Genomic DNA, 21,901 nt, shown 5'->3' on the forward strand with positions numbered 1-21,901 from the left:
TTACTTCTCGACGAAGGCGCGTTCGATGACGTAGTCGCCAGGCGCGCCGATGTGCTTCGAGATCTCGAAGCCGCGCGCATCGAGAATGGCCGACAGATCCTTCAGCATGGACGGGCTGCCGCAGATCATCGCGCGATCGTGTTCGGGATTCAGCGCTGGCAGGCCGATCTGTTCGAACAGTTTGCCGCTCTCGATCAGGTCGGTCAGACGGCCGCGATTGCGATACGGCTCGCGGGTCACGGTCGGGTAATAGATCAGCTGCTTGCTGACCATTTCGCCGATGTGTTCGTCACGCGGCAGCACGTGCGTCAGATATTCCTCGTACGCGAGCTCGCTGGTGGCGCGCACGCTGTGCAGGAGCACGACCTTCTCGAACTTCTCATACATCGCCGGATCTTTGACCAGGCTCATGAACGGCGCGAGGCCGGTGCCCGAGCTCAGCAGGTATACATGCTTGCCCGGCTTCAGATCGTCGATCAGCAGCGAGCCGGTGGGCTTGCGGCTGACCAGCACTTCCTGGCCCGGCAGCAGATGCTGCAGGCGGGAGGTGAGCGCGCCGTTCTGGACTTTGATGCTGAAGAACTCCAGATGCTCTTCGTGGTTGGCGCTGGCGATGCTGTAAGCACGGGTCAACGGACGGCCGTCGACGTGCAGGCCCATCATGACGAACTGACCGTTCTCGAAGCGCAGGCCCGGATCGCGGGTCGTGGTAAAGCTGAACAACGTGTCGTTCCAGTGACGGACCTTCAGAACGCGCTCAGTGTTGAAAGCAGACATTTGGTTCCTCAATTCCTCAACACGCTGACCAGAAAGTGACCCGCCAGGGCGCAGGCCGGCAACCCCAGCCCTAGTCCGGCGGCCAGCCGAGGTCGATAAGTCAGTAGTAAAACGAAGCTCACGGCGCTTGCAGTGAGCATGCCGAACCATTCGACCGTACCTATCGGCCAACCCGCCTGCGCGGCGGCCATCAACAGCGACACGGTCAATGCAATCCAGCCAGCGGCGCGCAGAAGCTGCCTTTGTAAGGGCGTCGGCTCCCGCTGCAAGACCTCGCGGGCATGGCGGCTCATGGCGAAGCATAGCGCCGCCCACCCCGAGTACGTCAGCGCGAATGGGAATAAGGACATTACGCCCGCTCCGCTTCTGCCGGCAGACCGCTTACCTCTACAGCCTGACGCTTCGCGGGCTTACGGCTGGTCGGGGTTCTGGAGGCGTACCAGGCCGTCAGCGCCAGCAGGGCCGCGATGCCCAGCATTGTCAAATCGAAGCCCGCGTAGACCCAGTTGCCGTGGGCCAGGGTGACACCCAGGTGGGTCTGGGTCGTCGCTGCGTTGAGCGCTGGCAGGGCGGCAAACAGCGCCGCACCCGCGACGAATTGAGTTGTCCAGTCGGCCCGGGCGGGGCGGATCAGAGGAATCACAAAGCTCAGCAGCCAGGCGGCGAAGAACGTGCGCACTTCCCAGTCCGCGCGCCCGGCCAGCTCCACCGGCAGCAGCCGATTGGCATAGAAAAAGGCCGCGATGGCGATGGGCAGGCCGCTGATCACGCCGATGTTCAGCACTTCGACCAAGCGGTGCCCGAACGGGGTGTAGCCCAGCTTGACCCGCTCCGGCGCGCGCTTCACCGACCACAGCACCAGGCCGCTGGCGACCATCAGAATTCCACCGAGCCCGGACAGTGCAAACAACCAGCGCAGAGTGATCGAGGAGAACGTCGCCATGTGCAGGCCGAACATCACCGCGCGCGTCTGAGACGCCGGCGGCGGTTCGCCCGCCAGCGAGAGCAGCTCGCCCGTCGTGCCGGCGAACTCGGCCGATTGATTGCTCGTGGACAGCCGGTGCTCGTTGTCCCGACGGATCATGATCCGCGAGTTCGCATCGGAGGGATTGTTGACGGTGATGAACGCCACGTTGGCACCGTCCCAATGTTCGCGCGCCTGCTCGATCAGTGGCTTGATATTTGTCAAAGTGCCCGGCTGATTGGCGGGTTTGACCTCCGCCGGCACCCCCAGCGCTTCATCGAAAAAAGCTTCACGATTGTCGCCGTAATTCGCCTGCACGCCCCACGGCATGTACATGAACATCAGCGTCACCAGGCCCGTGTAGGTGATCATCACGTGATAGGGCAAGGCGAGCACGCCAACTGCATTGTGCGCGTCGAGCCAGGAGCGCTGGCCCTTCTTCGGCCGGAACGTGAAAAAGTCCTTGAAGATCTTTTTGTGAGTGATGACGCCGCTGATGATGGCGACGAACATGAACATGGCGCAGAAGCCGACGATCCAGCGGCCCCAGAGGGGCTTCATGCTCAGCTCAAAATGAAACCGATAGAAGAAGTCGCCGCCGCGGGTCTCGCGTGCGGTCACTTCTTTGCCCGTGGCTGGATCCAGCAGCACGCTTTTGAAGCCTCGCCGTCCTTCGCCGCCGTTCGGATCCCGGTACGTCACGCGAACCACGGGCTCACGCGCTTCCGGCAATGAAATGAACCAGCGCGGCGAGCTCGGCGCGCGCTCCTGAAGCGTCGCAATTGCGTGCTCCGCCGCGTTTGCATCAGCCTTGACGTCACGCAGCTCCGGCCGCATCCATTGCGAGATCTCGGGGCGGAAATAACTCAGCGTGCCGGTGACGAACACGGCGAACAGAATCCAGCCCACCACCAGTCCGGACCAGGTGTGCAGCCAGGCCATCGATTGCCGGAAGCCTTCTTTCATGACGCCAGTCTCTGTAACCAGACGAGCGCGCCCAGCACGACCATGGGCGCGATGATCCCGAGCCAGGCCCGCGTCGCGGAGCGGGTGGCAAACACCCAGATCACGACGCAGGTGTAGATCAGGAAGGAGAGCAGCGTCGCCGTCAGCGACGCTTCAGCTCGAGACATCGGCAGGAAGATCGCCAATGCCGTGATCGCGAGCGCCGTCAGCGCGTAGCCACCGAGGATGGCGGCCAGCGCGCGGGACGCGACGGCGAGACGATATGAAGCGGTCAGCGATGCCATCTCGACTCCGTGATCAGAAATCGGTCGTGAAGCTGGGCAACATATATGTGTTGAGCGAGTCGACCTGCTGTTCGCCGGTGTAGAAGACGCCGCCGATGAGCGTCAGCCCCGGCAGGGCGAGAGCTATCGCCCGGCCCAAAGTGTTTGCCAGTTTCTTATCGAGCACGCCAAGCCTTCCCGGATCGCACGAGGGCGATGAAATGAGGGGGATGGCTGGCAGGCCGGGGCCGAGGTGTCCTTACAGGCTCCGAAGCGGGCTGGTCCCGGATGAATTCGATGCGGCGATGATAGTCATTCTTATTTGGGAAGCCAAGGCGAGGTGGCGGGCGCGAGTTGGCAAATAGGTCAGAGGATTTGACGTTCAGGTCACCCGGGTGTGCCAGCTCGGAGGGCTACGCATGAATAGCTCGATGAATAGATTCGTGAATAGAAGCTTCAGACCGATTTCCAAGTGATTCATGGGCTTATCGTCTGGCAGTGATCGCCCGTGAATAGATTGATGAATAGATTCACGCCTCCGGCCGAGGCTTGGCTTTCAGGGCGGCGTCGCGGCTCAGGATGGTGACTCGCTGGCCGTCCTGGAGGCGTTCGACGCCGCGGATGACGACCACGTCGCCGGGGTTGACCGGACCGTCGATGGTGACGAGGTCGCCGTCGGTGGTGAGGGAGTTGATGGCGACGCGTTCGGCGGTGTTGTCCCGGCGGATGCGCATCAGGTAGTTGCCGGTCTGGCGGACGGCGATGGCGTCGCGGGGGACGACGAGAGCGTCGGTGGCGGCGCGTTCGGGGAGGCCCACTTCGAGGGCGGAGCCGACGTTGAAGGCGCTGTCCGCCAGGAGCATGCGCAGTTCGAACTGGCGGGAGCGTTCCTCGCCCACGGGCACGACCGTCCGCACCGTCGCGGGGACTTGCTGGTTCGCGACCTTGATGGGCAGCTCCATGCTCGGCTTCACCGTATTCAGCAGCGCGAGCGGTGCCTGAACGCGTGCTTCGACGTGAACCGTATCGACGAGGCGCGCGATCGACGCGCCGGTTGCGACGTACTCGCCGCGCTGGGCGAGACGTTCCGTGACGACGCCAGAGAACGGCGCCCGAACTTCCGTCTGTTCCAAATCATGCCGCGCGGAACGATGACGAACTTCCGCCTGCTGTAACTGAGCCGTGAACATCTGCAACTGCGAGCGCACTTCGTCGAGCTGAGTTTGTGAGATGGAATTGTTCGCGAGCTTCTCGATCCGTTGCAGTTGCCGTTCGGACATCGCGCGCTGCGCATCGATGCGCGTCATCTCTGCTTTCGTATCTTCGACTCGCAGACGGACCGCCTCGTCCTCCAGCTTGGCGATGCGCTCGCCGGCCCGAAGCCGCGTGCCGACCTCGGCAACGTATTCCAATCGACCTGCCGCGCTGGTCGCGAGGCGCGCATCGTTACGACTGACGACACTGCCGGGAACCCAGCGTCTAGGGGCCACGCGACTCATCGACGCCTGCGCGACTTCGACCATCACCACCGGCAGCTCGGGTCTGGCTTGCTGAGCGCCCGCGCTCGCGGCGAACAGCAGGAGTAGCAATCCTTTCGTGGCTCGCATCATTGCGCGGTCTCCGTTAGCAAATCGGCGGCGTGCGCCGTGGCAGTCGAGCGACGCTCATAAACGAGTCGCATCAGGCTGGGCAACAGCACGATCGAGAACACCATACTCACGATCACGCCCGCGACATTCACCGCAGCGAGGCCGCGATAAATGGTGCTCGCCGGGCCGGGGTTCACGACCATCGGTAACGCTCCGAGCGCTCCTGTCAGCGTGCTCGCGACCATCGCACGCAGTCGCTGATTGAGCGACATCCGCAGCGCTGCTTCGAGGCTGTGGCCGTGATTCATCGCCTCGCGGGTCAGATCGACCAGCAGGATGGCGTGATTGACGATGATGCCGATCATCATGATGAAGCCGATCATCGTCAGCAGGTCCAGCGGTTGAAACGTGACGATGTCCAGCAAACGAATGCCAAGCACGCCGCCGGCCAGAGCGAGCGGCACCGTGAGCACAACTACCAGTGCATCCCGCAGTGAATGGAACATCGCCGCCATCAGCATGAACAACACCAGCAACGCGAGCACGAAATTGCCGCTCATGGTGCCGATGATGTTGTCGAGCCGGTCCGCGCTGCCTGCGAGGCGGATGGTTGCATCCGCGGGAAGGTCGGCACGCAGCCGAGGCACGATGTCGCTATTGATCTTGGCGAGCATGTCTTCCAACGACAGCGTGGGCGGCGGATCGATGGTGAGCGTCACCGTGCGATGATGATCGACGCGCCGGATCTGCTCGGATACGAGTGTCGTCTCCAGCGTGACCAGCTCACCCAACGGCACGACTTCACCGGACGGCGTAATCAACGGCGCCTGTGCAATGTCCTCGGGAGTTTCACCAAGGTTGGTGCGCAGAATCACCGGCAGCCGCGCCTGGCCATCGAAGTATTCGCCGAGCCACGCGCCGTCGCCGAGCGATCGCACGACAGTGCCCAATGCCGCGCGGTCCCAACCAACCTCAGCGATGCGTCGATCGTTCGGTTCGGCGCGCAGCTCCAGCACCTGCACGTCCGTATTCGGGAACGATTGAACGTTCGCGCCAGGGAAGGTTTGTTCCAGCAATCGCCGACCGGCCGCGGCAGTGGCATTCAGCGACGCGGTGTCGGTCGTTTGCAGATGAATGGCGACGGAGCGCGCCGAACCGCCGATGCCTCCGAACAGCTCGCCTTCATTGACGAACACTCGCGTGTCGGGAATGCCGACGACGATCTCGTCGCGCACGATGCGTTCCAGCTCGCCGATGCGTTCATCATCGATCACGCGGGCGCCGAGCGTGCCACCGCCGGGCCACAGCAACACGTAATAGTTCTTGAGTCGCGGTTGCTTCTCACCCCTCATGTACGGCTGCATGCGCTCCTGCAGCTTGGTGACGATCTCGCGATCCACCGTCGTCGGGCTCATGCCGGGCGGGAAACTGAAGAACGCGTCGATCGCGGCTCGCTTCACCGGCGGCAGATAGTCGAGCTTGGGCAGAAACGCCCACGACAGCACCAACGGCGCGACCAGCAACACGAGCACCCACATCACTTGCTGGCGCCGTGTGCGCGTCCATTCGATCACTTTGTCGGTCAGTCCCGGCCAGCCTTCGCCGTAGCCCGACTTCTGCATCGGTCCGCCGAGCCAGCGTCCGGTCGCGGCGGGCACGACGGTAATTGCCACCAGAATGGAAAATGCCACGGCGATGGAAATCGTCAGCGCGAGGTCCGCGAAGATCTGGCCTTCCACGTCCTTGAGAAACAGCACCGGCAGAAATACCGCAATCGTCGTGGTCGTCGAGGCGAACAACGCTGGCACGACCTGACGCGTGCCGTCGTGCGCGGCCTGCTCGATGGGCAGGCCGGTTTCGCGCAGTCGAATGATGTTGCCGGACACGACGATGGCGCCTTCCACCACCATGCCGACCGCAAACGCCAATCCCGCGAGCGAAATCACATTGATACTGCGACCGGCGAGATGCAGCGCGCAGAACGTCGCGAGCAAACAAATGGGAATCGTCGTCGCGATGATCACTGTCGCGCGGACGTTTCGCATGAACCACCACACGCACACCAGTGCCAGCAACGCACCGACGACCAGATTCTCGATCAGCAGATTGACGGCGCGCGTGATGAACAGCGACGCGTCAAACGATTGCTCCATCCCGAGGCCGCGCTCGCGTAGCGGGCCTTCACGCAGTTCGGCGACGACCTTCTTCACCTCATCCAACGTACCGAGCACGTTCGCGCCCGGCGCGCGCAGGATCTGCAGATCGATGGCCGGATTGCCGTTCTGATGCGAGTAGGTGAGCTTGTCGGGCGGCCGCGTCTCGACGACGGCGACATCAGACAGTCGCACGGGCTGACCATCGCGCCACGCAAGCACGAGCTGACCCAATTGATCGACGTCGTACCGGCCGGCGTAACGCAGGGCATATTGCCGCCGGCCCACGTCGAGCTGCCCTGCAGAAACATTGTTGGCGCTCGCGGCCAGTCGTGCGATATCGGGAATGCCAACGCCAAGCGCGGCGGCACGAGCCAGATCGACGGTGATGCGAATGTCGTTGGGCGAGCCGCCGTTCACCAACACGCCGCCCACGCCGGGCACGGACTCGATGCGTGGCCTCACGACGTCCTCGACGAAGCGGCGGTACTTGTCGACCGGCCCTTCCGTCCCCGGCAACAGCTGCACGAAAAAGAATGTGAGGTTCTGATTCGCGTCGCCGCCGAGTCCGCCCAACTGCACGACGGGCCGATCGGCGTCGCGCGGCAACGGTGGCAAGCGACTCATGCGACCGATCACGTCGACGAGTGCCGCCTTCATGTCGGTACCGATGGCGAACGTGAGCACGATGTCGGTGCCGCCGCTGTTGGCGTTGCCGGTAATTTCCTCCACGCCCGACAGGCCCTGGAGCACTCGCTCCTGCGGCTCGAGCAGCTCGGCTTCGGTTTCCTCGGGCGAGGCGCCGCGCCAGGCCGTAGTGATGGCGATGGTTGGCCGCTCGATATCGGGAAACAGCTGTAGCGGCAGTTCGCGCAGGCTGAGCGAGCCGAACAGGGCGACGAGCAGTACCGTCACTCCGACGGCAATGGGGTTGCGGATGGCAGCGGCAATGACGCGCATCGCAGGGTCCTTGGGGGTACGGCCGACTGATCGAATGGGTCGAAAGTGGCCGAGGCCCTTTCGACTTGGAGATTGGACCGCAGCCCGGTCCGGCGGTTGTGGCCATTGCGACCAGCCGAAATCAAATCACGACGGGCCGAACACGTGGTGCGGGGCGGCGGCGGACGGTTTAAGCTCTCGGGCGTTTTTTGCGACTCAGAATCCCCCCTTGAGCGACCCGAGCGACTTACAAATCACGTCCGCCGAAAGGCGCCTGACGCTGGCGGCGCTGGCGGTCGTGGTACTGCTCAGTGCCCTCGATCAGACCATCGTCGCCACGGCCATGCCTCGGATCATCGAGCAACTGCAAGGCCTGTCGATGTATGCCTGGGTCACAACGGCATACATGCTCACTTCCACGGTGTCGGTGCCGCTTTATGGCAAGCTGAGCGATCAGTACGGCCGCAAGCCCATCCTGATCATCGGTGTGGTCACGTTCCTGGTCGGTTCGGCGCTGTGCGGACTGAGCGGCGAGTTCGGCAGCCTGCCGCTGCTGGGCGAGGGCATGATGCAGCTGGTGGTATTCCGTGCTCTGCAGGGGCTGGGCGCCGGCGCATTGATGACGGTGTCGATGGCCGTCATGGCGGACATGTATCCACCGCGCGAGCGCGGCAAGCTGTTCGGTGTGTTCGGCTCGATGTTTGGTCTGGCTACGGTGGTCGGGCCGTTCATCGGCGGCTTCTTCACCGATCACGGTACCGTGTCGTTGGCGGGCTATGAGATCGCGGGTTGGCGCTGGGTGTTCTATGTGAACCTGCCGCTCGGCGCGCTGGCCTTGTTCATGATCATTTATCGAATGCCTCCCTTGCGGAAGGGAGGCGGCGGCAACATCGACTATCTCGGCGCGTTGCTGGTGGTGATCGCCGCGACGACCTTGTTGCTCGCGCTGACCTTGGGCGGCACGCACTACGCCTGGGATTCGTCCCACATCCTCGGCTTGTTTGCCATATCAGCCATGGCGCTCGGAATTTTCATCTGGGTCGAACAGCACGCCCGCGAGCCCATCCTGCCGCTGCATCTGTTCAGCATTCCCACGTTCCGGCTCGCCACCCTGGGTTCGTTCGTCATGAGCATGGCGTTCCTCGGCGTGGTGATGTTCATGCCGTTGTATATGCAGGTCGTGCAGGGCGTTTCAGCGGTACAAAGCGGTGTGGCACTGCTGCCGTTGATGCTCACGCTGATCGTCAGCAGCATCGGCTCGGGTCGTATCGTCGCGCGCACCGGTAAGTACAAAGGTTTGATGATTTCCGGCGCTGTGCTGCTCGCTGTGGGGGTCTGGTCTCTGACCGGTCTGACTGCCGACACGACGCAAGCCGATCTGACCTGGCGACTCGCCTTGACCGGCCTCGGCTTGGGCCCGGCGCAGACGCTGTTCAACCTGGTGATCCAGAACGCCGCGCCGTCGAGCAACATCGGCGTGGCGACCAGCATGAGCCAGTTCAGCCGGGGCATCGGGTCGACGGTCGGTGTAGCCATCTTTGGGACGCTCCTTACGCATGCGCTGACTACCGAGTTGCCCAAGAACGTTCCTCAGTTGCCTGGCGGCGGCGAACTCTCGCAGATCGATCTCTCGCACGCGCAGAGCCAGGCGATGAACGTGGACAACATTCGTGCCCGCGTGCAGACGGCGCTCGATGAGCGATATCACGTGATCGAGCGTGCCTACAACGAAGATCAGCGCGCGGTCGAGGAGGTGCTGGCCGATTCGCGACTGCCCGAGTCGATCAAAGCGCCGCTGCGCGATGGCGGTTTGCGCGCTAAGACGCATGACGAACTGGTGGAACGCACCGACGAGCTGGTCACTGAGCTCAAGGCCGGCACTCGAGGGCGGGATCGATTGCTGGACGATCCGGATCTGTCGCTGGCCATGAAACGACAGTTGGAGAACATTCCAGCTCGGGCCTGGAACGAGCCTGCCGTGATTGCCGGCGTTGCCGCGCTGTTTCGTGACAGCATGCTCGCCACTGAGAATGCCATCGTCGCCAAGCGTGCTCAGCAGGCGCTGCAAATGGTGAAAGCCGGCATCGGGGCGTATGCAAACAAGCTGGTCGCGGACATTCAGCGCGGCGTGAAAGTGGCGTTCGCGGCCTCGATCTCCCAGATGCTGCAACGGGCGTTGTGGATCGTCGGTCTCGCGCTGCTCGTCGTGGTGTGCATTCCCGAGCTGCCGCTGCGTGCAAAACCGCATTCGGACACGGCTGCTCCCAGTGAGTAACGCGACCACCACAGCGCCGACGCATCGTTCATTCGCGGCCCTGCGCCACGCGGGTTATCGCGGCTTCTTCCTCAGTTTCGCCGGCGCGATGATGGCCGACAGTATCGAGCACGTCATCAGCTACTGGATGATGTTCCAGAAGTTCCAGTCGAACGCGCTCGGTGCGTTCGCCGTGGTGTCGCACTGGCTGCCGTTCCTGCTGCTGTCGTTGCCGGTCGGCGCGCTCGCCGATCATTTCGATCCGCGTCGACTGATTCAGATCGGCATGGTGATGTTCATGGGCGTGTCCCTGACGTGGGGTGCGCTGTTCGTGACGGACACGCTCGAAGTCTGGCATGCAATGGCGTTGCTGACGTTGCATGGCATTGCGGGCGTGTTGTGGACGCCCGGCGCGCAGGTGCTGCTTCACCACGTCGTTCCCAAGGAAGATCTGCAAAGCGCCGTGCGTTTGAACGCCACGTCGCGCCAGCTCGGAATGCTCGGCGGGCCGGCGATTGGTGGCGCGCTGTTGATGCTGCTCGGTCCGTCGCACGGCATCTTGCTGAACGCGTTCTTCTATGTGCCGACGATCATCTGGTTGTGGAAGGCGCCGTATTCGCGTGCTGAAGCCGGGCAGGGGCCGCCGCGTCGCGCGTTGCTCTCGCTGGCCGATGTCACGTCCACGCTTCGACGCATCGGTTCAATTCCGACGCTGCTCGCAATGATTCTGCTGGCGGGTGGCGCATCGTTCTTCATCGGCAATGCTTACTTGCCGCAGATGCCTGACTTCGCACGTTCGTTGGGTCACGCGAATGCGGATCTTTCTTACAGCGTGCTGTTGGGCGCCGATGCAATCGGAGCGCTGACGGCCGGCTTCATATTGGAGAGTCGCGGCTGGCTGCAGCCCAATCCGCGCACGGCGATGATTCTGGCGATGTTCTGGTGTGTCGCGCTGGCTGGTTTCGCCATGTCGTCGATTTATTCGTTGGCGGTGCTGTTGCTGTTCGTCGCCGGCTTCATGGATCTGTCCTTCAACTCCATGGCGCAGACGCTCGTGCAGCTGAACGCGCCAGCCGATATTCGCGGTCGCGTGCTGGGCGTGTTCTCGATGATGGCGTTGGGACTGCGGACGTTCAGCGGCGTAACGGTCGGGTTGATGGGCGCCGCGATCGGCATCCATGCCTCGCTGACCCTCAGCGCGCTGGCACTGATCGCGCTCAGCGCGCTGTTGCTCGTGCGCACCTCCAAGTCGTAGTTGGAGCGGCGCACAGCGAGCTCATTTCTTCTTCGAGCTCTTCTTCTTGGGAACCTTTGCTCCAGAGCGCCGTGCTTCGGACAAGCCGATCGCAATCGCCTGCTTGCGGCTCTTCACCTTCTTGCCGGAGCGGCCGCTGCGCAACGTGCCGGCCTTGCGCTCGCGCATCACCTTTTCAACTTTCTTCGAAGCCTTCTTGCTGTACTTACGCTTCGTCGCCATGACGACTCCTCGTGTATCGGGATGAGTTAGTCCCGACCCACCAACGCCTTGCTACAGCAGGCTGTTCCGAGGGCAGTCAGCGATAGATCAGGAAGTCCATGCGTTCCTCGGCCCAGGCCTTCTCATCGGGCTGAGTGATCGCATCCAGATCCGCCGGCGTTGACTGCGCATCGTCGACCCAGTCGCGCAGCCCCGGGCCGCCGTTGATGATGTCGATGGCGAGGCGGTCTTTCTCATATTCATAGTGAAAGTCGCGCCACAGCGGATAGTCGGGATGCAGGCGACGGATGGCCTTGAATGCCAATGTTTGCAGTCGCCACGGCAGGAAGGCCTGGTGATCGTAGCTCGGATCTTCGACGTGGATCTGCAGGCCTGAACAAAGTTTCCCGACATGTTTATGAAAGGTCGGCTCAAAGTAGCAGGGACGCAGACGGCAGCCATTCAGCCATTGGGGTGCCAGCGAGCGCATCTCGGTCAATACCTTGTTCGCGTCGATGTCGGGCGCGCCGAACAATTCGAGCGGTCGGGTCGTGCCGCGTCCTTCGGACAGCGTCGTTCCTTCCAGCATCACCGTGCCGGCATATGCGCGGGCCATCCAGAGATTCGGTGCATTGGGGCTGGGATTGACCCAGGTTCGTTCGCCGAGCGGCCAGCCGTAACCCGGCGCGGCGTCGGGCTGCCAGCCTTGCATTTCGATCACACGATAATCGACGTTGAGCTTGAGCGTACGCACGAACCAGTGCGCGAGCTCGCCGAGCGTGAGGCCGTGTCGCATCGGCAGCGGTCCCGCGCCGACGAAACTTTCCCAACCGGCGCGCAGACGCAAGCCTTCGATCGGTCGGCCGGCGGGGTTCGGGCGATCCAGCACCCATACCGACTTGCCATGTTTCGCCGCTGCTTCGAGCACGTAGCGCAGCGTCGTGATGAATGTGTAGATGCGGCAGCCGAGATCCTGCAGATCGACCAGCAGCACATCGAACGGCTGCATCATCTCGTCGGTGGGTCGGCGCACTTCGCCATACAGACTGAACACCGGAATGCCGTGGACCGGATCGTTGAAGGTCGGCGACTCGACCATGTTGTCCTGCTTGTCGCCGCGCAGGCCGTGCTGAGGGCCGAACGCAGCGGTGAGCTTCACTCCAGCCGCTGCGAGTGCATCCAGGGAATGAGTCAGATCCGGGGTGACGGAGGCGGGATGAGCCAGCAGCGCGACGCGCTTGCCTTGTAACTCACGACGCAGCGACGGCTCTTCGAGCAGCCGATCGATACCGAACTTCATGCTTCAATCTCCGGCCAGCCGCAGGGCAAAGCCATCGCGATGGTGAAAGTCGGGCTTGCCCGCCGGATGCGCGAGCGCCCAATAACAGATCCGGCCCTGATCGTTCTTCATGACCGCCGAAACGGCCAGCCGCAGCTCACGACCTTTGATCTCGCTGGCGGTCAGTCCGGGAATGGCGCCGAGATGAATGTCCACGTCGGCTTCGAGCCAGTCGCCATGACGGCGCACGATCACGCGCGGCGACGGCATCGGGTTGATCGGGGTCACGCCCTGGCGATAGTTCTCGAATCGATACACGGCCCACTGGCTCGAGGGCGAGAAGTTGAATTCGAAATAGCTGTCGCTGTCGGTGAAACCGATGAACGCTTCCAGGCAGGTGTGTTGCCACAGCAGGTCCTGGAACTTGCTGGCGGCCTGCGCGGGCAGCTGCAGGCGATCGATGTCGCCGCGAATCCGGTAGTCCAGCACCAGCAGATCGGTCGTGAGCGAGTCCACTTCGACGGTGATGTCGGTGACCACGTCGTCCGGCGTCGAGGGGTGGCACAGCAGGGCAGTGGGATTCATGCGGCTATTCTATGCCACTCCTCCACGTCGCGGGTGCCGGGGCCAGTTCGCGATTGCCGCAATGGGGGCTTACGGGCATCCTCCGCGCCATGCATTCACAACAGCAGCCGGCTGATGGGCAGGATGCCCGAATAGCGGGGACGCAGGGAGGCGCAGCACCGGCCGGGCAAGCAGCTGTCGACGACAAGGCACGCGTAGGCTGGGGATTCATCACGCTCCACGCGTTGGCCTACACAGGGACGTGGCTGGCGTTGCTGACGCCGGTGCTCGTGACCATTGCCTTGAAGGTGCGGCATCTCGCGCCGGAAACCGCCGCGTCGAGTTTGTCTCTGGTGCTCGGGCTGGGCGCGTTCTTCGCGCTGGTCGGCAATCCTTTGTTCGGTCGATTGAGCGATCGCACCACATCGCGTTTCGGCATGCGCCGGCCGTGGTTGATCGGCGGCGTGATTTGCGGCGCGCTGGCGCTGTTGTTGATTGCGACGGCACAGAGCATTGCGATGGTGCTCGTCGGTTGGTGTCTGGCGCAGCTCGCATTCAATGCGGTGCTGGCCGCCATCATCGCGGTCCTGCCCGATCAGGTTCCCGTCGCACAGCGCGGAACAGTCGCGGGCGTGATGGGTGTTTGTTTGCCGCTGGGACAGGTGAGCGGTACGTATCTGGTGCAGTCGGTGGCCACCTCGACGCTACATACATTCATGCTGCCGGCGTCGATCTGCGTCGTGCTCGTGCTGGTGTTCGCACTGACGTTGCGCGATCGGCATCTGGCGCCGGGCGAAGTCGAGTCGCTGGGCTGGCGCGATGTGATCGCGATCTATTGGGTGAATCCTCGCCACTATCCGGACTTCGGCTGGACCTGGCTGAGTCGTCTGTTCTTCGTGCTGGGCAGCGCGTTTCTCAACACGTATCAACCGTTTTATCTGATCGACAAGCTCGGTCATACCGAAGGGCAGCTGCCCACGCTCATCTTTCGAGGCATCCTGGCGCAGACCGTCGCCATCGTGGCGGTGAGCATTCTCGGCGGACGGCTGTCGGATGCGATCGGTCGTCGCAAGGTATTCGTGGCGATCGGTGGGGTGGTGTATGCAATGGGATTGTGGGTGATCGCGGTCGCGCCCGACTATCCGACGTTCCTGCTCGGCATGACCATCACCGGCATCGGTCACGGCATTTATTTCGCGGTCGATCTGGCATTGGTCACGGATGTGTTGCCGAATCGCTGGCGTGATGCCGCCAAGGATCTGGGCATCTTCAACGTCGCGAATGCTTTGCCTCAGGCGATCGCGCCCGCCGTCGCGCCGGTGATCCTTGCGCTTACAGGTGGGAATTACACGTGGTTGTTCGCGGTCGCCGGCGCGATCACGTTGCTGGCGTCGATCAGCATCCTGCCCGTCAAAAGCGTTCGCTGAGCGTTGCCCGTTGGCGGCTTGGTTCTCACATCGCGATCGCACGCCGGATCCGTTGGGTTTGCGGATGGTCCGGCCCGAGCTGCGATTCCATCGTGGCGAGTGACTGCTGGATCAGGTCCTTGCCTTCGGGCTTGCCGGCGGCGACTTGCGCTTCTCCCAGTCGGGCACGGGCTTCGGCGAGCTCCCAGCTCTGTTCCCACATGACTCGCTCGCGGAGCTTCACGGCTTCTTCGAGCACAGGCGCGGCCTCGGTGGCATGGCCGTTCTGGATCAGCAGTTCGCCTTGAGCGACCAATGCCTGGCCGAGCGCCAACTGCGCGGCGGGGCCGCCGGCGCGGAGTTTGGTGATTACGTCGGCGAGTTCGGCGGAGGCGGCAGCGAACGGCTGTTGTTTGGTAGCGAGGCGGGCCTTGGCCAGCCGCGCCCGCTGCGTGAATAGATGGTCGTCGCCAAACTGCTTGCGTGCCAGAGCCAGTGCTTCATCGGCAATCTGGTTTGCATCTTTCGGACGTCCGGCCGCTGCGTGTGCCTCGGCAAGAAACGTCCGATTCTGCACATGAAGCGCACTGCCGGTCGCGGTGAACTTCTCGGCCATGCGGGCCGCTTCTTCCAGAATGGGAATGGCCTGATCGGGCCGACCGAGCGCTGTCTGCAACGAACCGTACTGCCCCATCGAAGCAGCGACCGCCGCGGAATCGCCCGACAACGCCCGCTGACCCTCGAACGCGTGTTTCAATTCGCGCTCGGCATCCGCAACGCGGCCGACACGATACGACAGCGTGCCCACATTCGCTCGCATCACCAATGCGGGGACATCTTCACCGGTGCCGAGCGCATCGTGAATGGCGAGCGCCTTCCGATAGGCAGACGTCGCCTCCTGCAGTCGATTGGCATTCATCAGCGCGATGCCCAGCGAGTTATAGAGAATCGCCGTCTCGCTGTGATTCTCTCCGGAAAGCGCAACGCGCTCGGCGATCGCCTGCTCGTTGGTCGCGATGGAACCGGACAGATCGCCTCGAGCGCGCAGCACGCGTGCTTTGATGGTGAGCCATTCCAGATGTTGCTCGGCGTAGCGCTTGCGATCGGTGTTCCAGAATTGCTCAGCGGACTGAAGCAATTCATCGGCGCGCTGCAAATTGCCGCGCGCCAGTTCGGCGTGCGCCAGTTTCTGTTTCACGAGCGCGACGGTCTCGGGATTCGCCTCCGGGCCGGCTTGTTTCAAATAGCCTTCGAGCAGGGGCACCTGTCCGGCGACATCTTCGAGTGCGCCATACAAATCGGCGAGCGTCTCGACCACTTTGCCGGCGAGGTGAGGATCGTCGCGGTACTCCTGCAACACCCGCTCGGCGCTACGGTCGAGCATGGTCTTCGCTGTGGTGGTGCCGGAGCCGTCCGCAGTGACTGAGTTGCGAAACATGCGCGTCAAATACATGCGCACCGCTTCTTCACGCGCTGCGGCTCGACGAGCGATATCGCGTTCGACTGCAATACGCGCTGCCTGCTCGCGGGCCTCGCGAGCTTGCCAGAGCGCGACACTGGCGCCAGCGAGAATGGCGATGAGTACGGCGGCGGCCGCGGCGGTGCCCGCGCGATTGCGGCTGACGAATTTGCTGAAGCGGTACCACGCGCTGTCGGGCCGAGCCTGGATGGGACGACCGTGCAAGTGGTGGTCGATATCCAGGGCGAAGGCATCGGCACTCGCATAACGTTGGGTCGGAGCCTTCTTGAGCGCACGATTCAGAATCGCGTCGATATCGCCCCGCAAGCGGCGGCCGCGCTGATGATCCTGAGCGGTCTCGCTCGCGAGGGATGCGTCGACCTCGGTGATGGCGCGTTCGAGCTGCTGGCCGTTGCCGGTGTGTTTGGGTGAGTAGGGCAGTGCGCCGGTCAGCAATTGATAGCTCACGACCCCCAACGAATAAACGTCGGTGGCTGTGCTGATGGACTCGCTCTTGATCTGCTCGGGCGCTGCGTATTCAGGAGTGAAGGCGCGCACGGCGAATTGGGTTTGTTCGCCGGGCTGGTTTTCCAGGAGCTTGGCGACGCCGAAGTCCAGCAGTCGCACCGAGCCAGCGGCGGTCACGAGAATATTGCTGGGCTTGAGGTCGCGATGGACGACCAACCGCGCATGCGCGTGAGCGACAGCACGGGCCACTTGCAGAATCAGCTGCAGAATCTGTTCGACGCTGAGCGAATGCTCGGCGCAGTAGCGATCGATGGTTACGCCTTCCACATATTCCATCGCCATGAACGGCCGGCCGAGATCGTCGACGCCGGCGTCGTAGAGTCGCGCGATGTTGGGATGCTCGAGCGTCGCGAGAATGTCCCGCTCGCGGGACATGCGTTCGGCGAGCCCCCCGATCCAGGTGACGTGCGGCAGCTTGAGCGCGACGTTTCGTTTGAACGTGCCATCGGCGCGCTCGGCGAGCCACACACTGCCCATGCCACCACGGCCCAGTTCGCGAACCAGGCGATAAGCGCCGATGTGATTTCCTGGTGAGGGCGAGCTGAGCGGAGAAGTATTGATGCCGGTCAAGCTGGTGAACTGCGGCAGGTCGCGCAGGAATGCATCGCTGTCGCGGTTCGCATGCTTGGCGAGCAGTTCGCGAAGTGCGGGTTTGAGCCGTTCGTAATCTCCGCAGAGTGCATCGAGCCAGGGGTTGCGCTCGCCCGGTGGCAGGTCGAGTGCGGTATCGAGCAGCTCGAACATCTGTTTCCAGTCTTCGGGCCCGATGCGTTGCATGGCGCTACTGTGCCAGAGTCGTCGCCAGGAACAAGCGCGCCTTTTCCCAGTCGCGGGCCACGGATCGCACGCTGCGATCGAGGGCGTCGGCGACTTCTTCCTCGGTCATGCCGGCGAAGTAACGCATCTCCACGACCTTGACCAGTCGCGGATCGATCTTCGCCAGCTCCTGGAGCGCTTCGTGAATCTGCAAAACCTCTCGCTCGCGCGGATCTTCGATATGGGCGGCGGCTACGTCGATGTCGACATGAATCGCGTCACCGCCGCGGCGGTCGGCCGAACGACGACGCACGAAGTCCACGACGATGGACCGCATGACCTGCGCGGCGTAACCCATGAAATGACCGCGATCGTTGGCTTCGATGGCACCGGCTTTGAACAGGCGCAGATAGGATTCGTGGACCAGCGCGGTCGTGTCGAGCAGGGTGAACTGGCCGCTGCGGCGCAGCCTGGCGTGGGCCAGTTGACGAAGATCGTTATAAAGCAGATCGAACAGCTGCTCGACGGCGCCAGCATCGCCGCGCCGAGAGGCATCGAGCAGTAGAGTAACTTGTGACATGAACGTCAATCGGCCGCTGATGGGCAGAATTTAGCACACGGCGTTGTCGCTGCCGGTCCGCCGGCTGCTGGGCGGCCAAGCCTTCGTTACATAAACGCCGTCCCGCAGGCCACGCATGCCATGCATGTGCTCGCTGCGTTCAGGCATCAGGGGTCTATCGCACGCGGCTGTTCAGCTCTTCGCGGCCGCCTCAGCCTTGGCTTCGAGCGTCGACCAGCGTTCGAACTTCTCCGACATCTCGCGTTCCAGGTCTTCCGCCAGCTTGCGATCGGCCTTCAGCTGATCCGGGCCTTGCTTGTGATAATCGGCCGAGCTCATGCGCGCCGTCAGTTCCTGTTGCCGCTGTTCGATCGCTTCAATCTCCGCGGGCAGCTGTGCGAGCTCGCGCGTTTCCTTGTAGCTGAGCTTCACCGGTGCCGGCGCGCGAGCGGCCGGTTTGTTTTCTTGTTTGGGCTTGGACGAAGCAGCAGGCGACAGCGGTGCAGGGCGCTGTGCGAGCCAGTCGCTGTAACCGCCGACATATTCCTGCCATCGGCCGTTGCCTTGGGCGACCAGAGTCTGCGTGACCACGTTGTCGAGGAACGTTCGGTCGTGGCTCACCAGCAAGAGCGTGCCGGGATAGGTTTGCAAGGTATCTTCCAGCAGCTCCAGCGAATCGATGTCGAGGTCGTTGGTGGGCTCGTCCATCACCAGCACGTTCGCGGGCCGGGCGAACAGACGTGCCAGCAACAATCGATTGCGCTCGCCGCCGGACAGCGCTTTCACCGGCGAATTGGCCCGCTGCGAGGAGAACAGGAAATCGCCGAGATACGTCATCACGTGCTTGCGCTCGGTGCCGATCTCGACCCAGTCCGATCCCGGGCTGATGGTCTCGACGACGGATTTCTCCGGGTCGAGCTGTTCGCGCAATTGATCGAAGTACGCGACGGAAATATTGGTGCCGAGACGCACGTTGCCGCTGTCCGGCTCGAGCTTGCCGAGGATGAGCTTGATGAGCGTCGACTTGCCCGCGCCGTTCGGGCCGATCAGGCCGAGCCGGTCGCCGCGCATGATGCGCATGGAAAGATCGCGAACGATCGGGCGCTCGCCGAAGGACTTCTCGACATCGGTCAACTCAGCGACCAGCTTGCCGGAGCGCTCACCCGAGTCGAGCGAGAGTTTGACGCTGCCCATTTGCTCGCGGCGCGCGGCGCGCTGGTCGCGCAACGATTCGAGCCGGCGCACGCGACCTTCATTGCGGGTGCGGCGGGCTTCGACGCCTTTGCGAATCCAGACTTCTTCCTGGGCCCAGAACTTGTCGAACTTGCGATTCATCACTTCTTCGGCGGCGAGCTGCTCGCTCTTGCGCGTCTCGTACGCGGCGAAGTTGCCCGGATAGGAGCGCAGCAGGCCCCGGTCGAGTTCGATGATGCGGGTGACGACGCGATCCAGGAACGAGCGGTCGTGAGTGACGACGATGGACGCCGGTCCCTTGATCAGCAGTTCTTCCAGCGCGGTGATGCCGTCGATGTCCAGATGGTTGGTGGGCTCGTCGAGCAGCAGCAGGTCCGGTTCCAAAGCCAGTGCCAATGCCAGCGCCGCGCGCTTGCGCTCGCCGCCCGAGGTCGTTTCGGGGGCGCGCTCGGCGGCGACGCCGAGGCGCTGTAAGAATTCACTGAGGCGTGCTTCCAGGCGCCAGCGTTCGCGCTCGTCGTGGATATCTTCGAGCTGGCCGCGCAGGACCAGACTGTCACGCACGGTTTCGGCCGGCGGCAACAAGGGTTCCTGCTCGACCAGCACGACCTTGAGCCCGTCCAGCCGCGACACCTCGCCGTCATCCAAAGGCGCCAGGCCCGTGATGACTTTCAGTAACGAGGATTTGCCGGTGCCGTTGCGGCCGATCAGGCCGACGCGCTCGCGCTCGTCGATGGCGAAATTGGCCCTGTCCAGCAGGGGATGCAGGCCATAGGCGAGTTCGGCATTGCGCAGCGTGAGCAGGGGCATCGGCGGGTCGGGCGTGGGCGTCGGGGCCCGAATGATACCGGCGAAGCCAATTGCGGGGCTGGAAATCGTCGCCGCGGCCCTACAATAGGCGCATGCGTATCGCCAAACCGATGTTGATGATCACGACCCCGGTCGGCCTGGTCCTGGGCCTGTACGAGGGCTGGCGGCTGGCGGGCGGGTTGGTGTTCATCATGGCCGCGCTGATGCTGGTCATTGCCGCCGCTTTCGGGTCGGTGATCTACACGATCCGCAAAGAGCGGGCCGAGGAAGAACGGAAGAAGGCGGAGGCGGCGCAAGCGCCCGCGCCACCCGGGTCGTAGTTTTCTACTTCACGCGCCGTTCGATCACCAGACTCTGGATGGCGCGGCCGAAATAACCGCGCTCGTCGCCCAGCTTCGCGAACGCCAGGCCGGCGCCGTGATCGCCCAGCCAGGTCTGCGCATCCAGCAGAATCCATTCGCCCACCGGCATGCGGGCCAGACTGATGGTCAGGTCGGCGTTGATGAAGGTCCACTCCTTGAAGTCGAGCACCGACGAGACGCCGTTACAGAAGTCGCCGGTCATGGCGGCGCGCATCAGCGGCGTGATGGCCTCGCCTTCGATGATCTGTCGATGCGCTCTGAACCACAGCGCGCCGGGCCCCAACTCGCCAAACGAGCCGCGCACCGAACGTAACGTCACGCCCGCGGCGAACTGTTCATGCGAACTGAAACGAATTTTGGCATCGCGACCCTCCTCGGGGCCGGGCAGCGTCACGGGCTCGTCGATCACATGATCGGGCAGTTCCATGTCCGCCCGGCGAATCTTCAGCACCGTGGCGCGCACACACACCACACCCTCGTGCGACAAAGTCACATTGCACACCTGGATCTTGCGACCCTCGCGCTGCACGTCGATTTTGATTTCCAGCGGCGCGACCGGAATGGGGCGTAACAAGTCGAACGTCATGCGCGCGACGTGCATGGGCTCACGCATCGGCATGCGCTCGACGGCCCAGGCAATCAGCGAGGCGGGCGCGCCGCCGTGCTGCATGCCGGGATCCCAAGGGCCGGCGGAGCAGGGTTGGGCGTGTGCGATTGAACCTTCGATTCGGTAGACGTAACTCATAACGGCATCTGTCGGAGCGCGGCGGCGGTGGCCGCGTCGGCGGGGAAGAACGATTCCAGCGCCAATTCTGACAGAGTTACGTCGATCGGAGTGCCGAAGACGGTGGTGGTACTGATGAAACTCAGCACGCCCAGCGGAGTCGCCAGTCGCATCGGTACGACAAACGCGTTGGCGAGCTCGCCCTTGCCGCGAGTTGGATGCTCCGGCGCGGGATAGTCGGACAGTTCTTCCAACAAGGAGGTCAGCACCGGGTCGGCGGATACTTCGATCTGCCGGCGCAGGCGCGCGAAGATATGCGCACGCCATTGCCCGAGATTCACGATTCGTGGCGCCAGTCCCTCGGGATGCAGGCTCGCTCGCAGCACATTCATCGGTGGTGTCAGCAATTCCGCTTTGATGCCGCTCAACATCGGTGCGACGGCGCGATTGGCCGCGAGCAAAGTCCAATGTCGGTCGACCGCGATGGCCGGATAGGGCTCGTGACCCTTGAGCACCAATTCCATCGCGTCGCGCGCGGCCTGCAATGACGGGTCATCCAGTTTGCGCTCGGTGAACATGGGCGCGAACCCCGCTGCGATAAGTAAAGTATTGCGTTCCCGCAGCGGCACTTCGAGCAACTCGGAGAGCTTCAACAGCATCTCCCGGCTGGGGCGCGAGCGGCCGGTCTCCAGAAAGCTCAGATGTTTGGAAGAGATCTCGGCTTCGACGGCGAAGTCGAGCTGGCTCAGGCGCCGTCGCTGGCGCCATTCGCGCAGCAGGTCGCCGATGGGTCGGAGGGCGGTTGCGTTCATGGCAGGGACGATAGCTCAGGCCTCGGGCGAGGCTCCATTACCTGTCGGGTAATCGACCAGGCGCCGGCGCGCGGCCATGCTGGAGCC

19 protein-coding genes are annotated in these 21,901 nt (G+C 63.3%); 4 read left to right on the forward strand and 15 right to left on the reverse strand.

Annotated elements, in window-relative coordinates:
• The 7 genes from EKO19_RS12515 to EKO19_RS12540 all read right to left on the reverse strand — a co-directional run bounded on the left by EKO19_RS12515 (position 1) and on the right by EKO19_RS12540 (position 7,672).
• Entirely contained in the window at positions 1–777 is a 777-nt protein-coding gene (locus EKO19_RS12515) for a ferredoxin--NADP reductase (RefSeq protein ID WP_129776736.1), read from the reverse strand.
• An 8-nt stretch (positions 778–785) separates the two neighbouring features.
• Positions 786–1,127 (reverse strand): DUF3325 domain-containing protein, encoded by a 342-nt coding sequence (locus tag EKO19_RS12520; protein ID WP_129776737.1) that lies wholly within the window; start codon positions 1,125–1,127, stop codon positions 786–788.
• Positions 1,127–2,707 (reverse strand): PepSY-associated TM helix domain-containing protein, encoded by a 1,581-nt coding sequence (locus EKO19_RS12525; protein ID WP_129776738.1) that lies wholly within the window; start codon positions 2,705–2,707, stop codon positions 1,127–1,129. Before EKO19_RS12525 ends, EKO19_RS12520 begins: the two co-directional genes overlap by 1 nt.
• On the reverse strand, positions 2,704–2,991 hold the full coding sequence (locus tag EKO19_RS12530) for a DUF3649 domain-containing protein (RefSeq protein ID WP_129776739.1): 288 nt from the start codon (positions 2,989–2,991) through the stop codon (positions 2,704–2,706). Before EKO19_RS12530 ends, EKO19_RS12525 begins: the two co-directional genes overlap by 4 nt.
• Positions 2,992–3,004: 13 nt before the next feature.
• Positions 3,005–3,157, reverse strand: a complete 153-nt coding sequence (locus tag EKO19_RS38260) for a hypothetical protein (RefSeq protein ID WP_157995233.1) — start codon at positions 3,155–3,157, stop codon at positions 3,005–3,007.
• Positions 3,158–3,500: 343 nt separating this feature from the next.
• Entirely contained in the window at positions 3,501–4,580 is a 1,080-nt protein-coding gene (locus tag EKO19_RS12535) for an efflux RND transporter periplasmic adaptor subunit (protein WP_129776740.1), read from the reverse strand.
• Complete coding sequence (locus EKO19_RS12540; protein ID WP_129776741.1) at positions 4,577–7,672, reverse strand: efflux RND transporter permease subunit; 3,096 nt, start codon at positions 7,670–7,672, stop codon at positions 4,577–4,579. Before EKO19_RS12540 ends, EKO19_RS12535 begins: the two co-directional genes overlap by 4 nt.
• A gap of 208 nt (positions 7,673–7,880) precedes the next feature.
• Between EKO19_RS12540 and EKO19_RS12545 the strand changes: the two genes are divergently transcribed.
• Together EKO19_RS12545 and EKO19_RS12550 are read left to right on the forward strand one after the other, a co-directional pair.
• Entirely contained in the window at positions 7,881–9,926 is a 2,046-nt protein-coding gene (locus EKO19_RS12545; protein WP_217705293.1) for a DHA2 family efflux MFS transporter permease subunit, read from the forward strand.
• Complete coding sequence (locus tag EKO19_RS12550; RefSeq protein WP_129776743.1) at positions 9,919–11,160, forward strand: MFS transporter; 1,242 nt, start codon at positions 9,919–9,921, stop codon at positions 11,158–11,160. The genes EKO19_RS12545 and EKO19_RS12550 overlap by 8 nt, the downstream gene beginning before the upstream one ends.
• 21 nt (positions 11,161–11,181) lie before the next feature.
• Here EKO19_RS12550 and EKO19_RS12555 read toward each other — a convergent pair whose 3' ends face one another.
• The 3 genes from EKO19_RS12555 to EKO19_RS12565 all read right to left on the reverse strand — a co-directional run bounded on the left by EKO19_RS12555 (position 11,182) and on the right by EKO19_RS12565 (position 13,225).
• The gene (locus tag EKO19_RS12555) at positions 11,182–11,382 is read right to left on the reverse strand and encodes a DUF6496 domain-containing protein (RefSeq protein ID WP_129776744.1); all 201 of its coding nucleotides are present in this window, start codon (positions 11,380–11,382) and stop codon (positions 11,182–11,184) included.
• Between the two features lie 76 nt (positions 11,383–11,458).
• Positions 11,459–12,661 (reverse strand): exo-beta-N-acetylmuramidase NamZ family protein, encoded by a 1,203-nt coding sequence (locus EKO19_RS12560; RefSeq protein ID WP_129776745.1) that lies wholly within the window; start codon positions 12,659–12,661, stop codon positions 11,459–11,461.
• 3 nt (positions 12,662–12,664) lie between these two features.
• Complete coding sequence (locus EKO19_RS12565; RefSeq protein ID WP_129776746.1) at positions 12,665–13,225, reverse strand: DOMON-like domain-containing protein; 561 nt, start codon at positions 13,223–13,225, stop codon at positions 12,665–12,667.
• Between the two features lie 89 nt (positions 13,226–13,314).
• Between EKO19_RS12565 and EKO19_RS12570 the strand changes: the two genes are divergently transcribed.
• A complete protein-coding gene (locus tag EKO19_RS12570; RefSeq protein ID WP_129776747.1) occupies positions 13,315–14,631 on the forward strand; it encodes an MFS transporter in 1,317 nt (438 codons plus the stop codon).
• A gap of 25 nt (positions 14,632–14,656) precedes the next feature.
• On the opposite strand, the gene EKO19_RS12575 is transcribed toward EKO19_RS12570, so the two are convergent.
• The 3 genes from EKO19_RS12575 to EKO19_RS12585 all read right to left on the reverse strand — a co-directional run bounded on the left by EKO19_RS12575 (position 14,657) and on the right by EKO19_RS12585 (position 19,916).
• The gene (locus tag EKO19_RS12575) at positions 14,657–17,374 is read right to left on the reverse strand and encodes a serine/threonine-protein kinase (RefSeq protein WP_129776748.1); all 2,718 of its coding nucleotides are present in this window, start codon (positions 17,372–17,374) and stop codon (positions 14,657–14,659) included.
• A gap of 4 nt (positions 17,375–17,378) precedes the next feature.
• Positions 17,379–17,933, reverse strand: coding sequence for an ECF-type sigma factor (locus tag EKO19_RS12580; RefSeq protein WP_129776749.1), 555 nt, complete (start codon positions 17,931–17,933; stop codon positions 17,379–17,381).
• 171 nt (positions 17,934–18,104) lie between these two features.
• Positions 18,105–19,916: an ATP-binding cassette domain-containing protein gene (locus EKO19_RS12585; RefSeq protein ID WP_129776750.1), complete on the reverse strand. Its 1,812-nt coding sequence runs from the start codon at positions 19,914–19,916 to the stop codon at positions 18,105–18,107.
• 92 nt (positions 19,917–20,008) lie between these two features.
• Between EKO19_RS12585 and EKO19_RS12590 the strand changes: the two genes are divergently transcribed.
• Positions 20,009–20,236 (forward strand): hypothetical protein, encoded by a 228-nt coding sequence (locus tag EKO19_RS12590; RefSeq protein ID WP_129776751.1) that lies wholly within the window; start codon positions 20,009–20,011, stop codon positions 20,234–20,236.
• Between the two features lie 4 nt (positions 20,237–20,240).
• Here the strand turns inward: EKO19_RS12590 and EKO19_RS12595 are convergent, their stop codons facing one another.
• A complete protein-coding gene (locus tag EKO19_RS12595; protein WP_129776752.1) occupies positions 20,241–21,023 on the reverse strand; it encodes a thioesterase family protein in 783 nt (260 codons plus the stop codon).
• Positions 21,020–21,814, reverse strand: a complete 795-nt coding sequence (locus EKO19_RS12600; protein ID WP_129776753.1) for a helix-turn-helix domain-containing protein — start codon at positions 21,812–21,814, stop codon at positions 21,020–21,022. Before EKO19_RS12600 ends, EKO19_RS12595 begins: the two co-directional genes overlap by 4 nt.
• Positions 21,815–21,901: the final 87 nt, after the last annotated feature.

It is taken from the genome of Peristeroidobacter soli (assembly GCF_004138485.1).
Classification (GTDB): domain Bacteria; phylum Pseudomonadota; class Gammaproteobacteria; order Steroidobacterales; family Steroidobacteraceae; genus Steroidobacter; species Steroidobacter soli.

Excerpts from the sequence above, each read along its gene's own strand:
- EKO19_RS12515 (WP_129776736.1), bottom strand. The coding sequence starts at position 777 with ATGTCTGCTTTCAACACTGAGCGCGTTCTGAAGGTCCGTCACTGGAAC.
- EKO19_RS12520 (WP_129776737.1), bottom strand. The coding sequence starts at position 1,127 with ATGTCCTTATTCCCATTCGCGCTGACGTACTCGGGGTGGGCGGCGCTA.
- EKO19_RS12525 (WP_129776738.1), bottom strand. The coding sequence starts at position 2,707 with ATGAAAGAAGGCTTCCGGCAATCGATGGCCTGGCTGCACACCTGGTCC.
- EKO19_RS12530 (WP_129776739.1), bottom strand. The coding sequence starts at position 2,991 with ATGGCATCGCTGACCGCTTCATATCGTCTCGCCGTCGCGTCCCGCGCG.
- EKO19_RS12535 (WP_129776740.1), bottom strand. The coding sequence starts at position 4,580 with ATGATGCGAGCCACGAAAGGATTGCTACTCCTGCTGTTCGCCGCGAGC.
- EKO19_RS12540 (WP_129776741.1), bottom strand. The coding sequence starts at position 7,672 with ATGCGCGTCATTGCCGCTGCCATCCGCAACCCCATTGCCGTCGGAGTG.
- EKO19_RS12555 (WP_129776744.1), bottom strand. The coding sequence starts at position 11,382 with ATGGCGACGAAGCGTAAGTACAGCAAGAAGGCTTCGAAGAAAGTTGAA.
- EKO19_RS12560 (WP_129776745.1), bottom strand. The coding sequence starts at position 12,661 with ATGAAGTTCGGTATCGATCGGCTGCTCGAAGAGCCGTCGCTGCGTCGT.
- EKO19_RS12565 (WP_129776746.1), bottom strand. The coding sequence starts at position 13,225 with ATGAATCCCACTGCCCTGCTGTGCCACCCCTCGACGCCGGACGACGTG.
- EKO19_RS12570 (WP_129776747.1), top strand. The coding sequence starts at position 13,315 with ATGCATTCACAACAGCAGCCGGCTGATGGGCAGGATGCCCGAATAGCG.
- EKO19_RS12575 (WP_129776748.1), bottom strand. The coding sequence starts at position 17,374 with ATGCAACGCATCGGGCCCGAAGACTGGAAACAGATGTTCGAGCTGCTC.
- EKO19_RS12580 (WP_129776749.1), bottom strand. The coding sequence starts at position 17,933 with ATGTCACAAGTTACTCTACTGCTCGATGCCTCTCGGCGCGGCGATGCT.
- EKO19_RS12585 (WP_129776750.1), bottom strand. The coding sequence starts at position 19,916 with ATGCCCCTGCTCACGCTGCGCAATGCCGAACTCGCCTATGGCCTGCAT.
- EKO19_RS12590 (WP_129776751.1), top strand. The coding sequence starts at position 20,009 with ATGCGTATCGCCAAACCGATGTTGATGATCACGACCCCGGTCGGCCTG.
- EKO19_RS12595 (WP_129776752.1), bottom strand. The coding sequence starts at position 21,023 with ATGAGTTACGTCTACCGAATCGAAGGTTCAATCGCACACGCCCAACCC.
- EKO19_RS12600 (WP_129776753.1), bottom strand. The coding sequence starts at position 21,814 with ATGAACGCAACCGCCCTCCGACCCATCGGCGACCTGCTGCGCGAATGG.